Here is a 17,079-nt window from a genome sequence, read left to right as displayed (position 1 = left end):
CATGCGTCAGCGCCGCCTCAAAAACGAAATCAACGTCGTGCCCTACATCGACGTCATGCTGGTGCTGCTCGTCATCTTCATGGTGGCGACACCGATGATGACAACCGGCTCGGTCGAGTTGCCGAGTTCCGGCACGGCACCGCAAAAGCCGGACAAATTCACCCGGGTGCAGATCAAGGATGACGGCTCGCTGTCGATCTTCGACACCAACGGCAAGGAAAGAAGCGTCAAGGGCATCAAGGAGCTGAAAGGCGAACTGGCCGCGCTGAAGGAAGCCGACGAGAAAATGGCGATCCTGATCGCCGGTGCCAAGGAAACCCAGTACAAGAACGTCATTGAAGTGCTCGATGAGGCCAAGCGTGCCGGCTTCCAGAAGGTCGGTCTGGAAACCGCCAGCAAATAAGCCGCGATGATCGACGAAAAACGCGAAGAGCCCGGCAAGAAATACGCGCTGGCGTTCACCATCCTGGTGCATGTCGGGCTCTTGGTCGTGCTCTTTTTCGGCGTGCAGTGGAAGCGCAGCGCGCCCGAAGTGATGGAAGTCGAACTGTGGTCGGCCAAGCCGACGCCGGCGACCTATGTCCCGCCGCCGCCACCGCCGCCGCCCGAACCCGAGGTCAAGCCGGAGCCGAAACCGGTGCCCAAGGTCGAGCCCAAGCCGGAACCGCCGCCGAAAAAGCCGGATATCGCGGTCAAGGAAGAAAAGAAGAAGCCCGAACCGAAGAAACCGGAACCCAAGCCGGAGCCGCCGAAGCCGGAGCCGCCGAAGCCGGAACCGAAAAAGCCGGAACCCAAGCCAGAACCGAAGAAACCCGAGCCGGCAAAGCCGGAAGCCAAGCCGCAGCCGAAGTTCGATTTCAACAAGGAACTGGCCAACGAAACCAGCCAGTTGCGGTCGAAGAACAATCCGAGCGCCCAGCAGATGGCCAATGCCGCCGCCGCCGAGTCCGAGCAGCGCGCCTCATCGAACAAGCGCGGGCTGGCCGATTACGCGACCAAGATTCGCACCAAGGTGCGCGGCAACATCGTGCTGCCGCCGAATATCCAGGGCAACCCGGAAGCCGTTTTCGAGGTCAACCAATTGCCGACCGGTGAAGTGCTGGCTGTAAAACTCAAGCGCTCAAGCGGCAATCCCGGCCTGGATGCGGCCATCGAGCGCGCCATCCTGAAATCCTCGCCCCTTCCCAAGCCCGACGATGCGGCCCTGTTCCAGCGTACGCTGGAAATCAAATACAAGCCGTTTGAAGAGTAAAATCGCGCGAAACTTATTGAAAATGAAGACAATGCAACGAATTACCCGCCGTGCTTTTCTGGCTTTTGCGCTGTTGACCGCAGGCGTCGCGCAGGCCCAGCTTTCCATCGAAATTACCGGTGCTGGCGCCAACCGTATTCCGGTGGCGATTGCCGACCTGCTCGGTGATGCCACCGCCTCGCGCGTCATCACCTCGACCGTGCGCTCCGACCTCGAACGCAGCGGCCTGTTCAAGCTGATCGATACGACCGGTGCCGCCCTCGACGAGAACGCCCAGATCAATCACGGCGACTGGAAGAGCCGCGGCGCCGATGCGCTGGCCGCCGGCAGCATCGGGCGCAGCCCGGATGGCCGGATGGAAGCGCGCTTCCGCCTCTACGACACGCAAAAGGCCGTGTCGCTCGGCGGTGCCGCTTACATCACCAGCAACGAGCAGTTGCGCGCCGCCGGCCATCGCATTGCCGATTACATCTACGAAAAGCTGACCGGCGAAAAGGGCATCTTCTCGACCCGTATCGCCTATGTCGTCAAGTCGCGCGGCCAGTTCCTGCTGCAGATCGCCGATGCCGACGGCCAGGGTGCCGCCACCGCGCTGACCTCGACCGAACCGATCATCTCGCCGGCCTGGTCGCCGGATGGCAGCAAACTGGCCTACGTCTCCTTCGAGAAGAAGAAGCCAGTGATCTACGTCCATTCGCTGGCTTCCGGCCAGCGCAGCATCGTCGCCAATTTCAAGGGCTCCAATTCGGCGCCGGCCTGGTCGCCGGATGGCCGCAAGCTGGCCATCGTTCTCTCCAAGGACGGCAATTCGCAGCTCTATGCGGTCAATGCCGACGGCAGCGGCTTGCAGCGCCTGACCCAGTCCGGCGGCATCGACACCGAGCCGCGTTATTCGGCCGACGGCGGCACGATTTTCTTCACCTCCGACCGGGGCGGCAGCCCGCAGATCTATCAGGTCGGCGCCAGCGGCGGCGAAGCCCGCCGGGTCACCTTCGAAGGCAGCTACAACGTTTCGCCGCGCCCATCGCCGGATGGCAAGAGCCTGGCCTTTATCAGCCGTCGCGAAGGCCGTTTCCAGCTGGCGACGATGGATCTGGCCAGTCGCCAGGTGCAGGTGCTGACCGACTCGAACAAGGACGAATCCCCAAGTTTTGCCCCCAATAGCCGCATGATCCTGATCGCCACTGAAGTCGGCGGGCGCGGCGTACTATCGGCTGTGTCCAGCGATGGCAGGATCAAACAGCGCCTCTCGGTTGCCGCAGGTGATGTGCGGGAACCGGCCTGGGGCCCTTTCTATAAATAATCCTCCCCGGAGAATGTTGTGAAAAAACTGCTAATTCCCGCTCTGCTGTCCGCCCTGATCCTCGGTTGCAGCTCGACCCCGATCCCCGATGAAAATGGTGGTGCCCCGGTCGAATCCCGCGGTGCCAGCTCCGGCGTCGCACCGGTGACGGCCGGTGGCGTCGATGCCAACGGCCTGCCGCGCGAACTGACCGATCCGAAGAGCAAGCTGTCGCAACGCAGCATCTACTTCGACCTCGACAAGTACGAAGTCAAGGACGAGTACAAGGATCTGGTCGCTTCCCACGCCAAGTATCTGGTCGCCAACCGCGGCTTCAAGATGCTGATCCAGGGCAACACCGACGAGCGCGGCAGCCGCGAATACAACCTGTCGCTCGGCCAGAAGCGTGCCGAAGCGGTCAAGCGTTCGCTGGTCCTGCTCGGCGCCAAGGAAGAGCAACTGGAATCGGTCAGCCTCGGCGAGGAAAAGCCGAAGAATGCCGGTCATGACGAATCCGCCTGGTCGGAAAACCGTCGTGCCGACATGCTGTACAAGGCTGCCGACGGCCGCGGCGAGTTCTAATCATGCGCCCGGTTCGAATCGCCCTTTTCATCGCCGCGCTGGGGGCCGCCCAGGCCCAGGCCGGCATGTTTGACGACGAAGAAGCGCGTCGCCAGGTGACAGATCTGCGGATCAAGAACGAGGCGCGATTCGACCAGCAGGCCAAGGCCCAGCTGGATCTGGCCAGCCAGATCCAGCGCCAGGCCGAAGAAATCGCCCGCCTGCGCGGACAGATTGAAACGCTGAATTACGAGCTGGAAACCGCCAAGAAGCGGCAGCAGGACTTCTACCTCGATCTCGATACCCGCCTGCGCAAGCTCGAAGGCGGCGCCAGCCCGAGTGCTGCGGTCGACCCGGCCAGCGGGGCAAATTCCAAGCCGGCCGCCGATCCGGCCAAGGAAAGCCAGGACTACGAAGCGGCACTGAACCAGTTCAAGGCCGGAAAGTACAAGGAGGCTGCCGCCGGCTTCGGCGCCTTCGTGCAGAAATACCCGGACAGTTCGCTGGCGCCTAATGCCCAGTACTGGCTGGGCAATGCCTGGTACGCCCAGCGCGACTGCAAGCGGGCGATCGAGGCGCAGAGCGTGGTCACCACCAAGTATGCCGAGAGCGCCAAGGCGCCGGATGCCTGGCTGGCCATCGCGACCTGCCAGCAGGAACTCGGCAATCCGACCGGCGTCAAACGCTCGCTGGAAACCCTGATTGCCAAGTACCCGACTTCGCCGGCCGCCGAAACGGCGCAGCAGCGGCTGAAGAAAAAGTAAGCGGCAGCGCTCCCGGTGTCGGGAGCGCTGCGCAATTCCCCCGGCCGTGACGGCCATTCCCGAAAGTTGGCCGTGGCTCTACGTCTTACCGAAATTTTCTATTCCCTGCAGGGCGAAGCGTCGCGCGTCGGCCTGCCGACCGTCTTCGTCCGCCTGACCGGCTGCCCGCTGCGCTGCGTCTGGTGCGACACCGAATACAGCTTCACCGGCGGCGAGCCGGCCACCATCGAATCGGTGCTGGCCGAGGTCGGCAAGTACCCGGCCCGTCAGGTCTGCGTCACCGGTGGCGAACCGCTGTCGCAGAAGGAATGCCTGCCCTTGCTGCAGGCGCTGTGCGATGCCGGTTACGAGGTTTCGCTGGAAACCTCGGGCGCCCTCGACATTGCGGCGGTCGACCCGCGCGTGGCGCGAATAATGGACCTCAAGGCGCCCGACTCCGGCGAAGTGGCGCGGAACCGCTGGGAAAACCTGGCGCTGCTCAATGCCCGCGACGAGATCAAGATCGTCATCGCCTCACGGGCCGATTACCAGTGGGCGCGCGAGGTCCTGCGCGAGCGTTCGCTTGCCTCGCTTTGCCCGGTCCTTTTTTCGCCCGCCCAGGGCCGCGTCGAGCCGGCCGACCTGGCCGCCTGGATCCTCGAAGACGGCCTTGAGGTGCGCTTCCAGCTACAGTTGCACAAGCTGCTTTGGGGTAACATGAAGGGCAAATAAAGCCTAGGGAGACACGCATGACCAGCAATCGCCGCCAGTTTTCCCGCATTCGCTTCGAGACGGATGCCCGCCTTTTTTTGCCGACCGGCGAAGTGGTCGTCGAAGTCCTCGACCTCTCCCTGAAAGGGGCGCTGATCAAGCCGGGCGAGCCGATTTTTGCCAATGTCGGCAGCAAATGCACGTTGAAAATCCGGCTAGACGAAGTCGGTACCGTGATTCGCATGGATTGCACCATCGTCCACCGGCGTGGTCCGCTGGTTGGCTTGATCTGCCGTGAAATCGACCTCGACAGCATCACCCATCTACGCCGTCTGGTGGCGCTCAACCTGGGCGACGAAGCCCTGCTCGAACGTGAGTTCGGCCTGCTCACCCAGGCTTGAGATGGCCCCGGGCGCTGCCCCGGGGGAAATACCAAATAACTATGATTGGGCTGGGCAATCGGCTATGTCGGCCTTGATCGCCAAGGCTGGTTTTTTCCGCAAAAATAACTAATATAGCTAACTCGAACGATGGTCAGCATTTAGTACTTCGGTGCAGCATTTTCTTTCGGGGGGGAGAAATGTCGGGCGAACAGGGGCTGGTGGCTTCAGCGGTAGTGCGGGCGTGGTCGCATTGGGCGCAGGGCTCGATGGGAGGTGAAGCAGCATGAACGATATGCTGCCCATCCTGTGCGTCCGCGCCAGTCATGAAGTCCTACCCGGCAAGACCCTGCCGGAGCTTTGCGAAATCCAGCACGCCGTGCTTGAAAGCGCCGGCCGCTCGATCATCGCCACCGACGTCAACGGCACCGTCATCTATTTAAATCGGGCTGCCCAGCATCTGCTCGGCTATAGCTGGGACGAGGTGGTCGGCCACCAGGTGGCGGCAATCTTTCACCTCGAGGACGAGGTCAGGGAACGGGCACAGCTCCTGTCGGCCGAACTGCAGAGCGACATTGCCCCCGGTTTCGAGGTTTTCGTGGCACGCCTGGCCCGTGCCGGCTGTGATGAGAACGACTGGACCTATGTCCGCAAGGATGGCAGCCGGCTGCCGGTGACGCTGTCGGTCAGCGCGCTGCACGACGGCCGCGGCCAACTGATCGGTTATGTCGGGGTGGCCAGCGATATCAGCGACCGGCAACGGCGCGAGCAGGATCTGCAAATCGCTGCGCTGGCTTTCGATTCGCAGGCGGCGATCATGGTGACCGACGCCGAGCAGCGCATTCTGCGGGTCAACCCGGCGTTTACGACGCTGACCGGCTATACCGCCGAGGAGGCGGTCGGCCGCATCCCGTCGATGCTGAAGTCGGGGCGGCAGGACGCCGATTTCTATCGCAAGATGTGGCTCAGCCTGAGCACCACCGGCCACTGGCAGGGCGAGATCTGGAACCGGCGCAAATGCGGCGGCATTTATCCGGAATGGCTGACGATCAGCGAGGTGCGCGACGAATGCGGCCGGTTGACGCATTACGTCAGCACCTTTTCCGATATCACCGACTTGAAGCTGGCCGAGTCCGAGATTCACAGCCTGGCCTTCTACGATCCGTTGACGGCGCTGCCCAACCGTCGCCTGTTGCTCAACCGGCTCGGCCAGGCCCGGGTGACCAGCAAGCGCAGCCAGCAGTTCGGTGCACTGCTGATCATCGACCTCGACCATTTCAAGAAGCTCAACGACACGCTCGGCCACGATATTGGCGACCGCCTGCTGATCGAGGTGGCGCGCCGCCTCAAGCACTGTGTCCGCGAAGGCGACACGGCGGCCCGCCAGGGCGGCGACGAATTCATCGTCATGCTCGAGAATCTCGGCCTGGAGGCGGCCGGGGCGGCGGTCCAGGCAGAGGCGGTGGCGGAAAAGCTGCGCCTCGAATTGAACAAGCCCTATGTCGTCGCCGGCGATGTCGAAAATTTTCATTCGGCCAGCATCGGCATCAGCCTGTTCTGCGGCCACGACAAGACCACCGAAGCGCTGCTCAAGCAGGCCGACATCGCGCTCTACAAGGCCAAGGATGCCGGCCGCAACATGATCCGCTTCTTCGACAACGAGATGCAGACGGCGCTCGATGCCCGGGCTCAGCTTGAGTCGCAGCTACATCAGGCGCTGACCCGCAACGAACTGCTGCTCTACGTGCAGCCGCAACTGGACCCGCAGCGCCGGCTGGTCGGTGCCGAAGCCTTGCTACGCTGGCGCATGCCCGACGGCAAGATGGTGCCGCCGGGCGATTTCATTCCGCTCGCCGAGGAAACCGGGTTGATCGTCGCCATCGGCAACTGGGTGCTCGATACCGCCTGCGCCCGTCTGAAATGCTGGGCGGACAATCCGCTGGCGGCCGACCTGTACATCGCGGTCAATGTCAGTGCGCGCCAGTTCCGCCAGCCCGATTTCGTCGAACAGGTCTGCCTGGCGCTGGCCAAACACGAGGTCGATCCGGCCTGCCTGAAGCTGGAACTGACCGAAAGCCTGCTGCTCGACCATGTCGATGGCGTCGTCGCCAAGATGCAGGCCTTGCGCCGGATTGGCGTCCGTTTTTCGCTCGACGATTTCGGCACCGGCTATGCCTCGCTGTCCTATCTGAAGCGTTTCCCGTTCGAGCAATTGAAGGTCGACCGTTCCTTCATCCGCGATATCGCCGTGGACCCCGATGATGCGGCGATCGTCCGCGCCATCATCGCCATGGGCAACGCCCTGCGCCTCAGCGTCGTGGCCGAGGGGGTGGAAACCGAAGCCCAGCTCGATTATCTGCTGCTGCACGGCTGCACCCGCTTCCAGGGTTTCCTGCTCGGCCGGCCGGTCTCCTTTGCTGACTTCGAGCACAGCCTGCAGACCGGCGCATTGGTCCCGGCCGCCGGCCGCGCCGCCGATTAGTTAGAGGCCCAGGTAGCGCTGCCAGATGCCATGGTCGGCATCCAGCGCGGGCGATGCACCGCGCCAGACGACCTGGCCGCGTTCGATGATGGTGTGGTGGTCGGCCAGCCCGATCAGCTTCTCGACATACTTGTCGATGACCAGGATGCTTTGCCCGGCCGCCCGCAGGCGGCTCAGGCAGGCCCAGATCTCCTCGCGGACGAGCGGGGCGAGGCCTTCGCTGGCTTCGTCGAGAATCAACAGGCGCGGGTTGGTGACCAGCGCACGGCCGATGGCCAGCATCTGCTGTTCGCCGCCGGACAACTGGTTGCCGAGGTTCCTGGCGCGTTCGCGCAGGCGCGGGAAGAGTTCGTAGACACGAGCCGGCGTCCAGGCTTCAGCGACGCCGCGCCGGTTGGCAAAAAAGGCCACCAGATGCTCGTCCACCGTCAGATTCGGGAAACACTGGCGGCCTTCCGGGACCAGCGCAATGCCGGCCCGGCCAATGCGGTCCGGACGCCAGCCGTCGATGCGTTCGCCGGCAAAGCGGATCGTCCCGCCCTTGACTGGTTGCAGGCCGCAGATGGCGCGCAGCGTCGTCGTCTTGCCCATGCCGTTGCGGCCGAGCAGGGTCGCCGCCTCGCCTTCGTGCATCGCCAGGTCGAGGCCGAACAATACCTGGCTGGTGCCGTAGGCGACTTCCAGGCCACTGACTTCGAGCAGTGCGCTCACAGGTGGTCTCCGAGATAGGCGCGGCGGACATCGGCATTCTGGCGCACTGCCTCCGGCGTGCCGGTGCAGATCAACTGGCCGTTGACCAGCACCGAAATGCGGTCGGCCAGCCGGAAGACGGCGGCCATGTCGTGCTCGACGAGCAGGATGGTGACGTGGCGGGCCAATTGTTCGATCAGTTCGACCATGCGCGCCGATTCCTCGGGGCCGGTGCCGGCCATCGGCTCGTCGAGCAGCAGTAGTTTGGGCCGGGTGGCCAGTGCCATGGCCAATTCGAGCGCTCGTTGTTCGCCATGCGACAGATTGCCGGCGACGGTCTCGACCTGGTCGGCCAGGCCGACTTGCGCCAGATAGCCGCGTGCCTCGTCGAACAGCGCCGTTTCGCAGCGCACCGGGCGCCAGAAGCGGAAGCTGCTGCCGCTATCGGCGCGCCCCTGGACGGCGAGTGCGACATTGTCGAGCGCCGACAGGCCGCGGAAGACATTGGTGATCTGGTAGGAGCGCGCCATGCCGGCGGCAACGCGCTGGTGCATCGAGCGCCGGGTCACGTCGCGGCCGGCGAAATGGATGCTGCCCGAATCGGGTTGCAGGGCGCCGGAAACGTGGTGGATGAAAGTCGTCTTGCCGGCGCCGTTGGGGCCGATCAGCGCATGCACCTCGCCGGCCTCGACGCTGAAATTGAGCGTTTTCAGGGCGTCGACCGCAGCAAAGCGGCGGGAAAGCTGGCGGACGTCGAGCAGGGGCTCAGTCATGGCGTTTCCCGAACAGCGCGGCGACGCCCTTGGGGGCAAAGAGCACGACGCCGAGTAGCAGCAGGCCGAGGCCGATATGCCAGTGCAGCGTGAATCCGGCCAGCACTTCCTCCAGGCCGAGCAGCACGACGGCGCCAACGACGCCGCCGTACAAGTAGCCGACGCCGCCGATGATCAGCATGACGAGCAACGTGCCGGACTGCGTCCATTGCAGCAGGTTGGGGCTGGCCAGCCCGCTCAGGTTGGCGAGCAGGGCGCCGGCCAGCCCGGCCAGGGCGCCGCCGAGGGCGAAGCAGAGCAGGCGGTAGCGGAAGACCGGGTAGCCGAGCGCCTCCATCCGTGTTTCGTTTTCGCGGATGGCCTGGATGACGCGGCCGAAGCGCGCCTCGGCCAGCCGGCCGAGCAGGACGATGACCAGCCCGAGGCAGCCGAGTGCCGTGTAGAACAGCGCGGCATCGCCGGCCAGCGGCAGGCCGCCGAGCGTCATCCGGGCCGGCAGCGGCAAGCCGTCGTCGCCGCCCCAGCTGCGCGCCGAAACGAACAGGTAATAGGCCATCTGGGCGAAGGCGAGCGTGATCATGATGAAATAGACGCCGCGCGTGCGCAGGCTGACGGCGCCGACCATCAGCGCAAAGAGGCCCGCGGCGAGCATGGACAGCGGCAGGGCGAACAGCGCCTCGCTGATGCCGCTGTTCAGGCAGATCGCCGCGGCGTAGGCGCCGGCCCCGAAAAAGGCGGCGTGGCCGAGCGAGAACATGCCGCCGAAACCGAGCACCAGATTCAGGCTGGAGGCGGCCAGCGCGAAGATCAGCACGCGCGTCGCAAAGCCGATGTAGAACTCCTGGCCGAACGCGGTGAGTACCGTCGGCAGGGCGAGCAGCGCCAGCAGCAGGATGCCGGCGAGCGGTTTCTGATAGGGGGCGGGACGGTAGAACGCCATCAGGCCCTCGCCGGAAACAGGCCTTGCGGCTTGAAGAAGAGGATGCCGGCCATCAACAGGTAGATCAGGATCGAGGCCAGCGCCGGGCCGAGCGTCGAAGCGGCATCGGCCGGTAGCGCGGCGCGCAGCAGGGTCGGCAAAAGGGCCCGGCCCAGCGTGTCGACCGTACCGACGATCAGGCTGCCGACCAGGGCGCCGCGGATCGAGCCGATACCGCCGATGATGATGACGACGAAGGCGAGGATCAGCACGCTCTCGCCCATCCCGACCTGCACCGCGAGCAGCGGCCCGAGCAGGCCGCCGGCCAGCGCGCAGAGGGCGGCGCCGAAGACGAAGACAGCGGTGAACAGACGCTGGACGTTGATGCCGAGGGCTTCGGTCATTTCCCGGTTGGCGGCACCGGCCCGCACCCACATGCCGACCCGGCTTTTGGCGACGAGCAGGTAAAGCAGGCCGCCAACGGCAAGGCCGACGGCGATGATCAGCAGCCGGTAGGCCGGGTAGAAAAAAGTTTCGCCGAACAGTTCGAATTCGACCGGGCCGGCCAGCGCCTCGGGCGGATTCAGCATCACCGGCTGGGCACCCCAGATCATCCGCACTGCCTCGTTGGCGATCAGGATCAGCGCGAAGGTGGCGAGCACCTGGGACAGGTGGTCGCGCTTGTACAACTGGCGGAACAGCGACAGTTCGAGCAACAGGCCGAGCACGGCAGCGCCAGCCACTCCGGCGCCGAGGCCGATCCAGAACGAATCGGCGGCCTGTGCGGCCGCGGCAACGAAGTAAGCGCCCACCATGTAGAGCGAACCGTGGGCCAGGTTGATGCAGTCCATGATGCCGAAGACCAGCGTCAGGCCGGCGGCAAGCAGGAAGAGCATGAGGCCGAATTGCAGGCCGTTCAGGGCCTGCTCGAGAAATAATTGCAGCATGCGTCAGTTATCGTCGTTTTGGTCGGTCTTCTGGCCGAGTTGCATCAGCCCTTCGCTGATCAGCCAGAATACGGCCCAGAGCGCGCCCATCACGCCGACCGCACCGGCTGCGTAGCCGGCCGCGAAGCCTTCGCCGCAGTGACCGGGCCAGATGCAGCGGGTGAACATATAGAGCAGCCAGCCGGCCAGCACAGTATGGGTCAGGGTCAGCGCGAGGCGGGCCCAACGCCGCCAGCCTGCTGCCGGTAGCTTGCCCCTGGCCAGTTGCCAGAGGCGCCAGAGGGTTCCGCCCAGCGCCAGTGGAATGACAAATAGAAAAGGCGCGAGGACGGTTTCCAGAAAACAGCCCTTACTTCATCTTGCAGGAGGCGACATAAGCGTCCGCATGGGCGGTGAAGATCGTGCCCATCGTCTTGTTCGTCACCCGGCCGGCGGCGTCCTTGCCGATGGCGCGCAGGTAGTAGTTCTGCACCGGGTAGTGGTTGGTATTGAACTTGAAGTCGCCGCGTACCGACTTGAAGCGCTTGGCTTCGAGCGCTTTCTGCAGCGCCGCCTTGTCCTCGACCTTGCCTTTCACGTCGCGGACGGCGCCGTCCATCATCAGCGCGGCGTCGTAGCCCTGCGAGGCGTAGAGCGAGGGCAGGCGGCCGTAATCCTTCAGGAAATCGGCGACGAAACGCTTGTTCTCGCTGTTTTCCATGTCGTGCGCCCAGTGCGAGGAATTGAACATGCCCATCATCGGTGCGCCGACCGCCTTGATGACGTCCTCGTCGGCCGAGAAGCCGGGGGCGAACAGTTGCGTGTCGCGCGACAGGCCGGCGGCGACGAACTGCTTGACGAAGTTGATGCCCATGCCGCCGGGCAGGAAGAAGAACAGCGCATCCGGCTTGGTGGCGCGGATCTGCGCCAGTTCGGCGGCGTAGTCGAGCTGGCCGAGCTTGGTATAGACCTCGTCAGCGACCTTGCCCTTGTAGTAGCGCTTGAAGCCGGCCACCGCATCCTTGCCGCCCGGGTAGTTCGGGGTGACGATCACGACATTCTTGAAGCCCTTGTCCTGCACCACCTTGCCGACCGCTTCGTGCAGGTTGTCGTTTTGCCAGGCGACGTTGAAGAAGAAGGGATTGCACTGCTCGCCGGCATATTGCGACGGGCCGGCATTGGCCGAGATGTAGAAGGTCTTGTTGTCGAAGACGGCCGGGCCGACGGCGAGCATGATGTTGGAGAATACGATGCCGGTCATGAAATCGACCTTGTCCTTCTTCAGGAACTTGTCGGCCGTCTGCTTGGCAACGTCGGGGCTCTGCTGGTCGTCGGCGATCAGGATTTCGGCCGGCAAGCCGCCGAGTTTGCCGTTCAGGTGCTTGATCGCCAGGTTGAAACCGTCGCGGATATCGACACCGAGGCCGGCACCGGGACCGGACAGGGTCGACACGAGGCCGACCTTGATCTGCTCGGCGGCGTGAGCGGAGCCGGCAAGCATCAGGGCGGCGGCAAGGGCAGTCAGGCGAAGCGACATCGAAATCTCCGGGGCGGCGTCAAAGCGGCAAATTGTAGCGCAGGAACAAGCAGATACCGGCTGAGTCCAAGCCTGATTTCGGGTATATTCGCGCCCCATGATGAAGCCTGCTGTCGTTCTCCTGTCCGGTGGACTCGATTCCGCCACCTGCCTTGCCCTCGCCCGTAGCCAGGGTTTTGATTGTTATTGCCTGTCGTTCGATTATGGCCAGCGCCACAATGCCGAATTGCAGGCGGCCGAACGCGTCGTCAAGGCGCTCGGTGCTGCCGAGCACCGGGTGATCAACTTCGGCCTCGCCCAGTTCGGCGGTTCGGCGCTGACCGATACCAATATCGCGGTGCCGACCGCCGGCGTCCAGCCCGGCATTCCGGTTACCTACGTGCCGGCCCGCAACACCATCATGCTGTCGCTCGCCCTGGCCTGGGCCGAAGTGCTCGGTAGCCGCGATATCTTCGTCGGCGTCAATGCGGTCGACTACTCCGGCTACCCGGATTGCCGGCCGGAATACATCGCCGCCTTTGAAACAATGGCCAATCTGGCGACCAAGGCCGGTGTCGAAGGCGTCAAGCTGAGCATCCACGCACCGCTGATCGACATGTCGAAGGCCGAGATCATCCGTACCGGCACCGCCCTCGGTGTCGATTACGGGCTGACCGTCTCCTGCTACCAGGCGGACAGCGCCGGCCGTGCCTGCGGCGAGTGCGACTCCTGCCGGCTGCGGGCCGAAGGCTTCGCGGCGGCCGGTCTGGCCGACCCGACCATTTACCGCGTCTGAGCATGGAAGCCGGCAGTTCGGTCAACCTCGTTCTCTGGCTGGCCTTTGCCGTTTCCTTCGTGTTCGGTGCAATCGCCCAGAAAACCCATTTCTGCACGATGGGCGCGGTCTCGGACATCGTCAATATGGGCGACTGGAGCCGCATGCGGATGTGGCTGCTCGCCATCGGCGTCGCCATTCTCGGCGCGGCGGCACTGCACGCGGCGGGCCTGATCGACCTCGGCAAATCGATCTACCGGACGCCGAATTTCACCTGGCTGTCCTACCTGGTCGGCGGTTTCTGTTTCGGCATCGGCATGGTGCTCGCCTCGGGCTGCGGCTCGAAGACGCTGATCCGCATCGGCGCCGGCAATCTGAAATCGCTGGTCGTCTTCATGGTTCTCGGGCTGGTCGCCTACATGACGATGCGCGGCGTTTTCGGCAGTTTCCGCGTCAATGTGTTGGAAAAGGCGGCCCTCAACCTGCCTGGCGGCCAGGATATCCCGGCCCTGCTGACCGTCGCCGGCCTCGATGCGAAAACCGCCTTCACGCTGGCAGTGCTGGCTATCGGCGGCGGCCTGACCGCCTTCTGCCTGCTCAAGCGCGACTTCTGGAACTTCGACAACCTGCTCGGCGGTCTCGGTATCGGCCTGACTGTCGTTGTCGCCTGGTACATCAGCGGTCACCTCGGCTATCTCGCCGAGCACCCGGAGACACTGGAAGAAGCCTTCCTCGCCACCAACAGCGGCCGCATGGAAGCGCTGACCTTCGTCGCGCCGCAGGCCTACGCGCTGGAACTGCTGCTGCTGTGGTCCGACGCCAGCCGCAAGCTGAGCTTCGGTATCGCCTCGCTACTCGGCGTCATTGCCGGCTCCGCCGCCTGTGCCCTGCTGACCCGCAATTTCCGCTGGGAAGGCTTCGCCAGCGTCGAGGACACCGCCAGCCACCTGCTCGGTGCGGCGCTGATGGGCTTCGGCGGCGTCGTCGCCATGGGCTGCACGGTCGGCCAGGGGATCAGCGGCTTCTCGACGCTGGCTCTCGGCTCCATCATCACCTTCCTAGCCATCGTCGCCGGTGCCGCCGCTACGCTCAAATTTCAGTACTGGCGGCTGATGCGCGAAGCCTGAGCGGCAGCGCAGGCATCCCCGATGAGGGCGCTCAGGCGCCCTCTTTTTCTTTCAGCTTGGCGATGACCAGCGGAAAGGCGCCCGAGCCGAAGAGGGCGACGGCGGACACGACAAAGGCCAGCCCGGCCATCGGGTCGTCGAGCAGCGGGTGGATGGTGGCGCCGAAACCGGCCAGGCTGATCAGGCCGGGAATGGCGCACAGCCCGCCGAGGGCGGTCAGGGCGATGAAGGAAAAGGGATAGCGGCGCATGGTGCCAGTCTAAGGCTTTTGCGGCTGAGTGCTAAGCGTCGGTAGCCGCCGGAAATTGCCCGAAAAAACGGGTTGACCGCAGGAGTGGCTCAAATCGACCCATAGCGGAAGTAGCCGCCTTGAGTAAGCGGACACTAAGGAACGACGAAGGTCAGCGGCAGGTAGACAGCGCAGCTGGCTGACTGTCCGCTGGACCGGATGGTTAGGCCGCTTTGATGAGATGTGCATCGATAAGCGGCGCAACATTAGGGGCAAAGGCGCTGACAAGATCGTGTTCTCCACCCGAGAAAATATGTAATTTGGCGAGCGGCAGTAATGAAGCCAGGCGCTGACCGACCCTGATAGGGCTGATGGGGTCCGCATCACCCCACAAGAGAAGCGTTGGAATGCAAAGTTCAGGCAGACTTGGTGTTAAATCTTCCTGGTAGGTGGAAAACCAACGAGGTAGCGATGGATTTGCCTCGTGGAATGATGGGCGCCAATCCTGTGCGCCAAGGCCCCTCATATCGATACCGCCTGAAGTGACACTCAAAATCAGGTGGGTGACGAGGCCTGGTTTCTCCAAGGCAGCACGAATGGCGATTACGCCGCCCATGGATTGAGCGATCAGTGCCGTAGGCTGATCGATCTGGGCGACTACTTTGGCGACCAGGTCATCCATGCCATGTACTTGTGGATCGGGTGGAGTCGATCCGAATCCGGGCCACCCAAAGTGGATTTTCTTGGCCGGATGGGTAAGTCGATTCGCAACGGGTTCCCACAATTCGGTTCTGCCTAATGCACCGGGAAGAAATAAAAGTTGAGAAGGCATGGGTAGCGAGTGAGGCGTAAGGCCTAACAGTTATTCAGGCGCAGAAAGGTCCGAGTTATTGCTATTAATACGGACACGATTGAATCGCCCCTAAGGTTTTGAATGACTTTGGGATTATCCGGCACGGATTTCCTTATCAATCAACAATCATACAGGCAAAGCCAACGCCCGCTATGCGGCGCTTTCTTGAGGGACCGGTGTAGCCAGAAATCACCGAAAACAGCAGGTTGACCGCAGCACTGCCCTAAAAGCCCTGCCCGCCTGAACCAATTGCCGTTTTTCGCCTCTGATCAGCAGATGGTTCGGCACGCCAATTGCTGCGTGTTCGGCCTGCCCGCCACTTTTGCCTGAAAACCGACAAAGCCGCCGATGAACGCCCCGGAATCCCTGCCGCTCGACCTGCCCGTCTTCGACAACAGCTTCGCTGCCCTGCCCGACGCTTTTTATACCCGCCTCAACCCGCATCCCTTGCCCAATCCGTATGTCGTTGCTGTCAGCGACGAGGTGGCCGGCTTGCTCGGTTTGCCGGAGGCCTTGCTGAACAGCCCGGCCTTTGCCGAAATCTTTGCCGGCAACCGTTTGCTGCCCGGCAGCGAGCCGCTGGCGGCGGTCTATTCCGGCCACCAGTTCGGGGTCTGGGCCGGGCAACTGGGCGATGGTCGGGCGCATCTGCTCGGTGGCCTGCGCAACGACCTTGGGCATTGGGAAATCCAGCTCAAGGGGGCGGGGCGGACGCCTTATTCGCGTGGCGCCGATGGCCGCGCCGTGCTGCGTTCGTCGATCCGTGAATTCCTTTGTTCGGAAGCGATGGCCGGTCTCGGCGTGCCGACGACGCGCGCTTTGTGCGTGATCGGTGCCGATTACCCGGTACGCCGTGAGGAAATCGAGACGGCGGCCGTGGTCGCTCGCGTCGCGCCCGGTTTTGTCCGCTTCGGCTCCTTCGAGCACTGGGCGTCGCGCGACCGCCAAGTCGAACTGAAGCAGTTGGCCGATTACGTCATCGACACCTTCCGGCCGGAATGCCGCGCCGCCGCCAACCCCTACGCCGAACTGCTGGCCGATGTCGCGCGCCGCACCGGCGAGCTGATCGCGCACTGGATGGCGGTCGGTTTCATGCATGGCGTGATGAATACCGACAACATGTCGATCCTCGGCCTGACGCTGGATTACGGTCCCTTCGGCTTCATGGAGGCGTTCGACGCCGGCCACATCTGCAACCATTCCGACAATCACGGCCGCTACAGCTACCGCAACCAGCCGGCGGTCGCCCAGTGGAATCTCTACCGGCTGGCCGATGCAATGCTGCCGCTGATCGGGCGGCCGGCACTGGCTCAGGCGGCGGTGGACGAGCAGTTCGGCCCGGCCTTCGAAGGCAAGTTCGAGCAGCTGTTTCGTGCCAAGCTCGGCCTGCGCGCCAAGCTGGACGGTGACGAGGACTTCATCGGCGAAACTTTCGGTTTCCTGCAGCAGCACCGGCCGGACTTCACGCTGTTCTTCCGCGCCCTGTCGCGGCTGCCTGCTGCGGTCGCCCCCGAAAAAGCGGCAAAAACCGATGCCCCGTTGCGCGACATGTTCGTCGACCGCAGTGCCTGCGATGTCTGGCTCGCCGGCTGGCGGGCCCGCCTGGCGCAAACGCCTTGGGACGATGCCGAACGTCAGGCAGCGATGCTCGCCGCCAACCCGAAATACGTGCTGCGCAACTGGCTGGCCGAGGTCGCCATTCGTCAGGCCAAGGCCGGCGATTTTTCCGAAGTGCGGCGCCTGCTGGCCTGCCTGCGCCACCCCTACGACGAACAGCCGAAATTCGAGGCCTATGCGGCGTTGCCGCCGGACTGGGCGAACGGGCTGGCGGTCAGTTGTTCCAGTTGATTTTGACCCAGT

General features: G+C 63.8%; 19 protein-coding genes. 11 read left to right on the top strand and 8 right to left on the bottom strand.

The window, feature by feature from the left end:
- The first annotated feature begins 1 nt into the window (after nucleotide 1).
- The 8 genes from GH663_RS02630 (at nucleotide 2) to GH663_RS02595 (ending at nucleotide 7,411) form a co-directional block, all read left to right on the top strand.
- Nucleotides 2-403 (top strand): ExbD/TolR family protein, encoded by a 402-nt coding sequence (locus tag GH663_RS02630; RefSeq protein ID WP_066885927.1) that lies wholly within the window; start codon nucleotides 2-4, stop codon nucleotides 401-403.
- 6 nt (nucleotides 404-409) lie between these two features.
- Nucleotides 410-1,252, top strand: a complete 843-nt coding sequence (locus tag GH663_RS02625; RefSeq protein ID WP_153130160.1) for an energy transducer TonB — start codon at nucleotides 410-412, stop codon at nucleotides 1,250-1,252.
- Nucleotides 1,253-1,283: 31 nt separating this feature from the next.
- A complete protein-coding gene (tolB, locus tag GH663_RS02620; protein WP_153130159.1) occupies nucleotides 1,284-2,555 on the top strand; it encodes a Tol-Pal system beta propeller repeat protein TolB in 1,272 nt (423 codons plus the stop codon).
- Nucleotides 2,556-2,573: 18 nt separating this feature from the next.
- A complete protein-coding gene (pal, locus tag GH663_RS02615) occupies nucleotides 2,574-3,116 on the top strand; it encodes a peptidoglycan-associated lipoprotein Pal (protein WP_066885935.1) in 543 nt (180 codons plus the stop codon).
- A gap of 2 nt (nucleotides 3,117-3,118) precedes the next feature.
- On the top strand, nucleotides 3,119-3,859 hold the full coding sequence (ybgF, locus tag GH663_RS02610; protein WP_153130158.1) for a tol-pal system protein YbgF: 741 nt from the start codon (nucleotides 3,119-3,121) through the stop codon (nucleotides 3,857-3,859).
- Between the two features lie 72 nt (nucleotides 3,860-3,931).
- Nucleotides 3,932-4,570, top strand: a complete 639-nt coding sequence (queE, locus tag GH663_RS02605) for a 7-carboxy-7-deazaguanine synthase QueE (RefSeq protein WP_153130157.1) — start codon at nucleotides 3,932-3,934, stop codon at nucleotides 4,568-4,570.
- Between the two features lie 17 nt (nucleotides 4,571-4,587).
- Nucleotides 4,588-4,950 (top strand): PilZ domain-containing protein, encoded by a 363-nt coding sequence (locus GH663_RS02600; RefSeq protein ID WP_153130156.1) that lies wholly within the window; start codon nucleotides 4,588-4,590, stop codon nucleotides 4,948-4,950.
- Between the two features lie 265 nt (nucleotides 4,951-5,215).
- A complete protein-coding gene (locus tag GH663_RS02595; RefSeq protein ID WP_153130155.1) occupies nucleotides 5,216-7,411 on the top strand; it encodes a putative bifunctional diguanylate cyclase/phosphodiesterase in 2,196 nt (731 codons plus the stop codon).
- Here GH663_RS02595 and GH663_RS02590 read toward each other — a convergent pair whose 3' ends face one another.
- From GH663_RS02590 to GH663_RS02565, 6 genes are all read right to left on the bottom strand, one after another.
- Nucleotides 7,412-8,122, bottom strand: a complete 711-nt coding sequence (locus GH663_RS02590) for an ABC transporter ATP-binding protein (RefSeq protein ID WP_211371040.1) — start codon at nucleotides 8,120-8,122, stop codon at nucleotides 7,412-7,414. It abuts the gene before it with no gap.
- A complete protein-coding gene (locus GH663_RS02585) occupies nucleotides 8,119-8,874 on the bottom strand; it encodes an ABC transporter ATP-binding protein (RefSeq protein WP_153130154.1) in 756 nt (251 codons plus the stop codon). The genes GH663_RS02590 and GH663_RS02585 overlap by 4 nt, the downstream gene beginning before the upstream one ends.
- Complete coding sequence (locus GH663_RS02580; protein WP_153130153.1) at nucleotides 8,867-9,814, bottom strand: branched-chain amino acid ABC transporter permease; 948 nt, start codon at nucleotides 9,812-9,814, stop codon at nucleotides 8,867-8,869. The genes GH663_RS02585 and GH663_RS02580 overlap by 8 nt, the downstream gene beginning before the upstream one ends.
- Nucleotides 9,814-10,740 carry a branched-chain amino acid ABC transporter permease gene (locus tag GH663_RS02575; RefSeq protein WP_153130152.1) on the bottom strand — a complete coding sequence of 309 codons (927 nt, stop codon included), beginning with the start codon at nucleotides 10,738-10,740 and terminating at the stop codon, nucleotides 9,814-9,816. Before GH663_RS02575 ends, GH663_RS02580 begins: the two co-directional genes overlap by 1 nt.
- A 3-nt stretch (nucleotides 10,741-10,743) precedes the next feature.
- Complete coding sequence (locus GH663_RS02570) at nucleotides 10,744-10,908, bottom strand: hypothetical protein (RefSeq protein ID WP_153130151.1); 165 nt, start codon at nucleotides 10,906-10,908, stop codon at nucleotides 10,744-10,746.
- A gap of 181 nt (nucleotides 10,909-11,089) precedes the next feature.
- Nucleotides 11,090-12,256, bottom strand: a complete 1,167-nt coding sequence (locus GH663_RS02565; RefSeq protein ID WP_153130150.1) for an ABC transporter substrate-binding protein — start codon at nucleotides 12,254-12,256, stop codon at nucleotides 11,090-11,092.
- A 97-nt stretch (nucleotides 12,257-12,353) separates the two neighbouring features.
- On the opposite strand from GH663_RS02565, the gene queC reads away from it, so the two are divergent.
- Nucleotides 12,354-13,031, top strand: coding sequence for a 7-cyano-7-deazaguanine synthase QueC (queC, locus tag GH663_RS02560; protein WP_153130149.1), 678 nt, complete (start codon nucleotides 12,354-12,356; stop codon nucleotides 13,029-13,031).
- Between the two features lie 2 nt (nucleotides 13,032-13,033).
- Nucleotides 13,034-14,137: a YeeE/YedE family protein gene (locus GH663_RS02555; protein ID WP_153130148.1), complete on the top strand. Its 1,104-nt coding sequence runs from the start codon at nucleotides 13,034-13,036 to the stop codon at nucleotides 14,135-14,137.
- Nucleotides 14,138-14,168: 31 nt separating this feature from the next.
- Here GH663_RS02555 and GH663_RS02550 read toward each other — a convergent pair whose 3' ends face one another.
- Together GH663_RS02550 and GH663_RS02545 are read right to left on the bottom strand one after the other, a co-directional pair.
- A complete protein-coding gene (locus tag GH663_RS02550) occupies nucleotides 14,169-14,387 on the bottom strand; it encodes a hypothetical protein (RefSeq protein ID WP_153130147.1) in 219 nt (72 codons plus the stop codon).
- 202 nt (nucleotides 14,388-14,589) lie between these two features.
- The gene (locus tag GH663_RS02545) at nucleotides 14,590-15,198 is read right to left on the bottom strand and encodes an alpha/beta fold hydrolase (RefSeq protein WP_153130146.1); all 609 of its coding nucleotides are present in this window, start codon (nucleotides 15,196-15,198) and stop codon (nucleotides 14,590-14,592) included.
- Between the two features lie 369 nt (nucleotides 15,199-15,567).
- On the opposite strand from GH663_RS02545, the gene GH663_RS02540 reads away from it, so the two are divergent.
- On the top strand, nucleotides 15,568-17,067 hold the full coding sequence (locus tag GH663_RS02540; RefSeq protein WP_153130145.1) for a protein adenylyltransferase SelO: 1,500 nt from the start codon (nucleotides 15,568-15,570) through the stop codon (nucleotides 17,065-17,067).
- The last annotated feature ends 12 nt before the right edge of the window (nucleotides 17,068-17,079 follow it).

Source organism: Dechloromonas hortensis, from assembly GCF_009469765.1.
Lineage (GTDB): Bacteria > Pseudomonadota > Gammaproteobacteria > Burkholderiales > Rhodocyclaceae > Azonexus > Azonexus hortensis.
The sequence above is the reverse complement of the archived record's forward strand: the minus strand, read 5'-3'. Positions and strand labels throughout refer to the sequence as shown.

Bases quoted from the DNA above. Each gene is read 5' to 3' on its own strand.
- GH663_RS02630 (WP_066885927.1), top strand. From the start codon at position 2: ATGCGTCAGCGCCGCCTCAAAAACGAAATCAACGTCGTGCCCTACATC.
- GH663_RS02625 (WP_153130160.1), top strand. From the start codon at position 410: ATGATCGACGAAAAACGCGAAGAGCCCGGCAAGAAATACGCGCTGGCG.
- tolB (WP_153130159.1), top strand. From the start codon at position 1,284: ATGCAACGAATTACCCGCCGTGCTTTTCTGGCTTTTGCGCTGTTGACC.
- ybgF (WP_153130158.1), top strand. From the start codon at position 3,119: ATGCGCCCGGTTCGAATCGCCCTTTTCATCGCCGCGCTGGGGGCCGCC.
- GH663_RS02600 (WP_153130156.1), top strand. From the start codon at position 4,588: ATGACCAGCAATCGCCGCCAGTTTTCCCGCATTCGCTTCGAGACGGAT.
- GH663_RS02595 (WP_153130155.1), top strand. From the start codon at position 5,216: ATGAACGATATGCTGCCCATCCTGTGCGTCCGCGCCAGTCATGAAGTC.
- GH663_RS02585 (WP_153130154.1), bottom strand. From the start codon at position 8,874: ATGACTGAGCCCCTGCTCGACGTCCGCCAGCTTTCCCGCCGCTTTGCT.
- GH663_RS02580 (WP_153130153.1), bottom strand. From the start codon at position 9,814: ATGGCGTTCTACCGTCCCGCCCCCTATCAGAAACCGCTCGCCGGCATC.
- GH663_RS02575 (WP_153130152.1), bottom strand. From the start codon at position 10,740: ATGCTGCAATTATTTCTCGAGCAGGCCCTGAACGGCCTGCAATTCGGC.
- GH663_RS02570 (WP_153130151.1), bottom strand. From the start codon at position 10,908: ATGTTCACCCGCTGCATCTGGCCCGGTCACTGCGGCGAAGGCTTCGCG.
- GH663_RS02565 (WP_153130150.1), bottom strand. From the start codon at position 12,256: ATGTCGCTTCGCCTGACTGCCCTTGCCGCCGCCCTGATGCTTGCCGGC.
- queC (WP_153130149.1), top strand. From the start codon at position 12,354: ATGATGAAGCCTGCTGTCGTTCTCCTGTCCGGTGGACTCGATTCCGCC.
- GH663_RS02555 (WP_153130148.1), top strand. From the start codon at position 13,034: ATGGAAGCCGGCAGTTCGGTCAACCTCGTTCTCTGGCTGGCCTTTGCC.
- GH663_RS02550 (WP_153130147.1), bottom strand. From the start codon at position 14,387: ATGCGCCGCTATCCCTTTTCCTTCATCGCCCTGACCGCCCTCGGCGGG.
- GH663_RS02545 (WP_153130146.1), bottom strand. From the start codon at position 15,198: ATGCCTTCTCAACTTTTATTTCTTCCCGGTGCATTAGGCAGAACCGAA.
- GH663_RS02540 (WP_153130145.1), top strand. From the start codon at position 15,568: ATGAACGCCCCGGAATCCCTGCCGCTCGACCTGCCCGTCTTCGACAAC.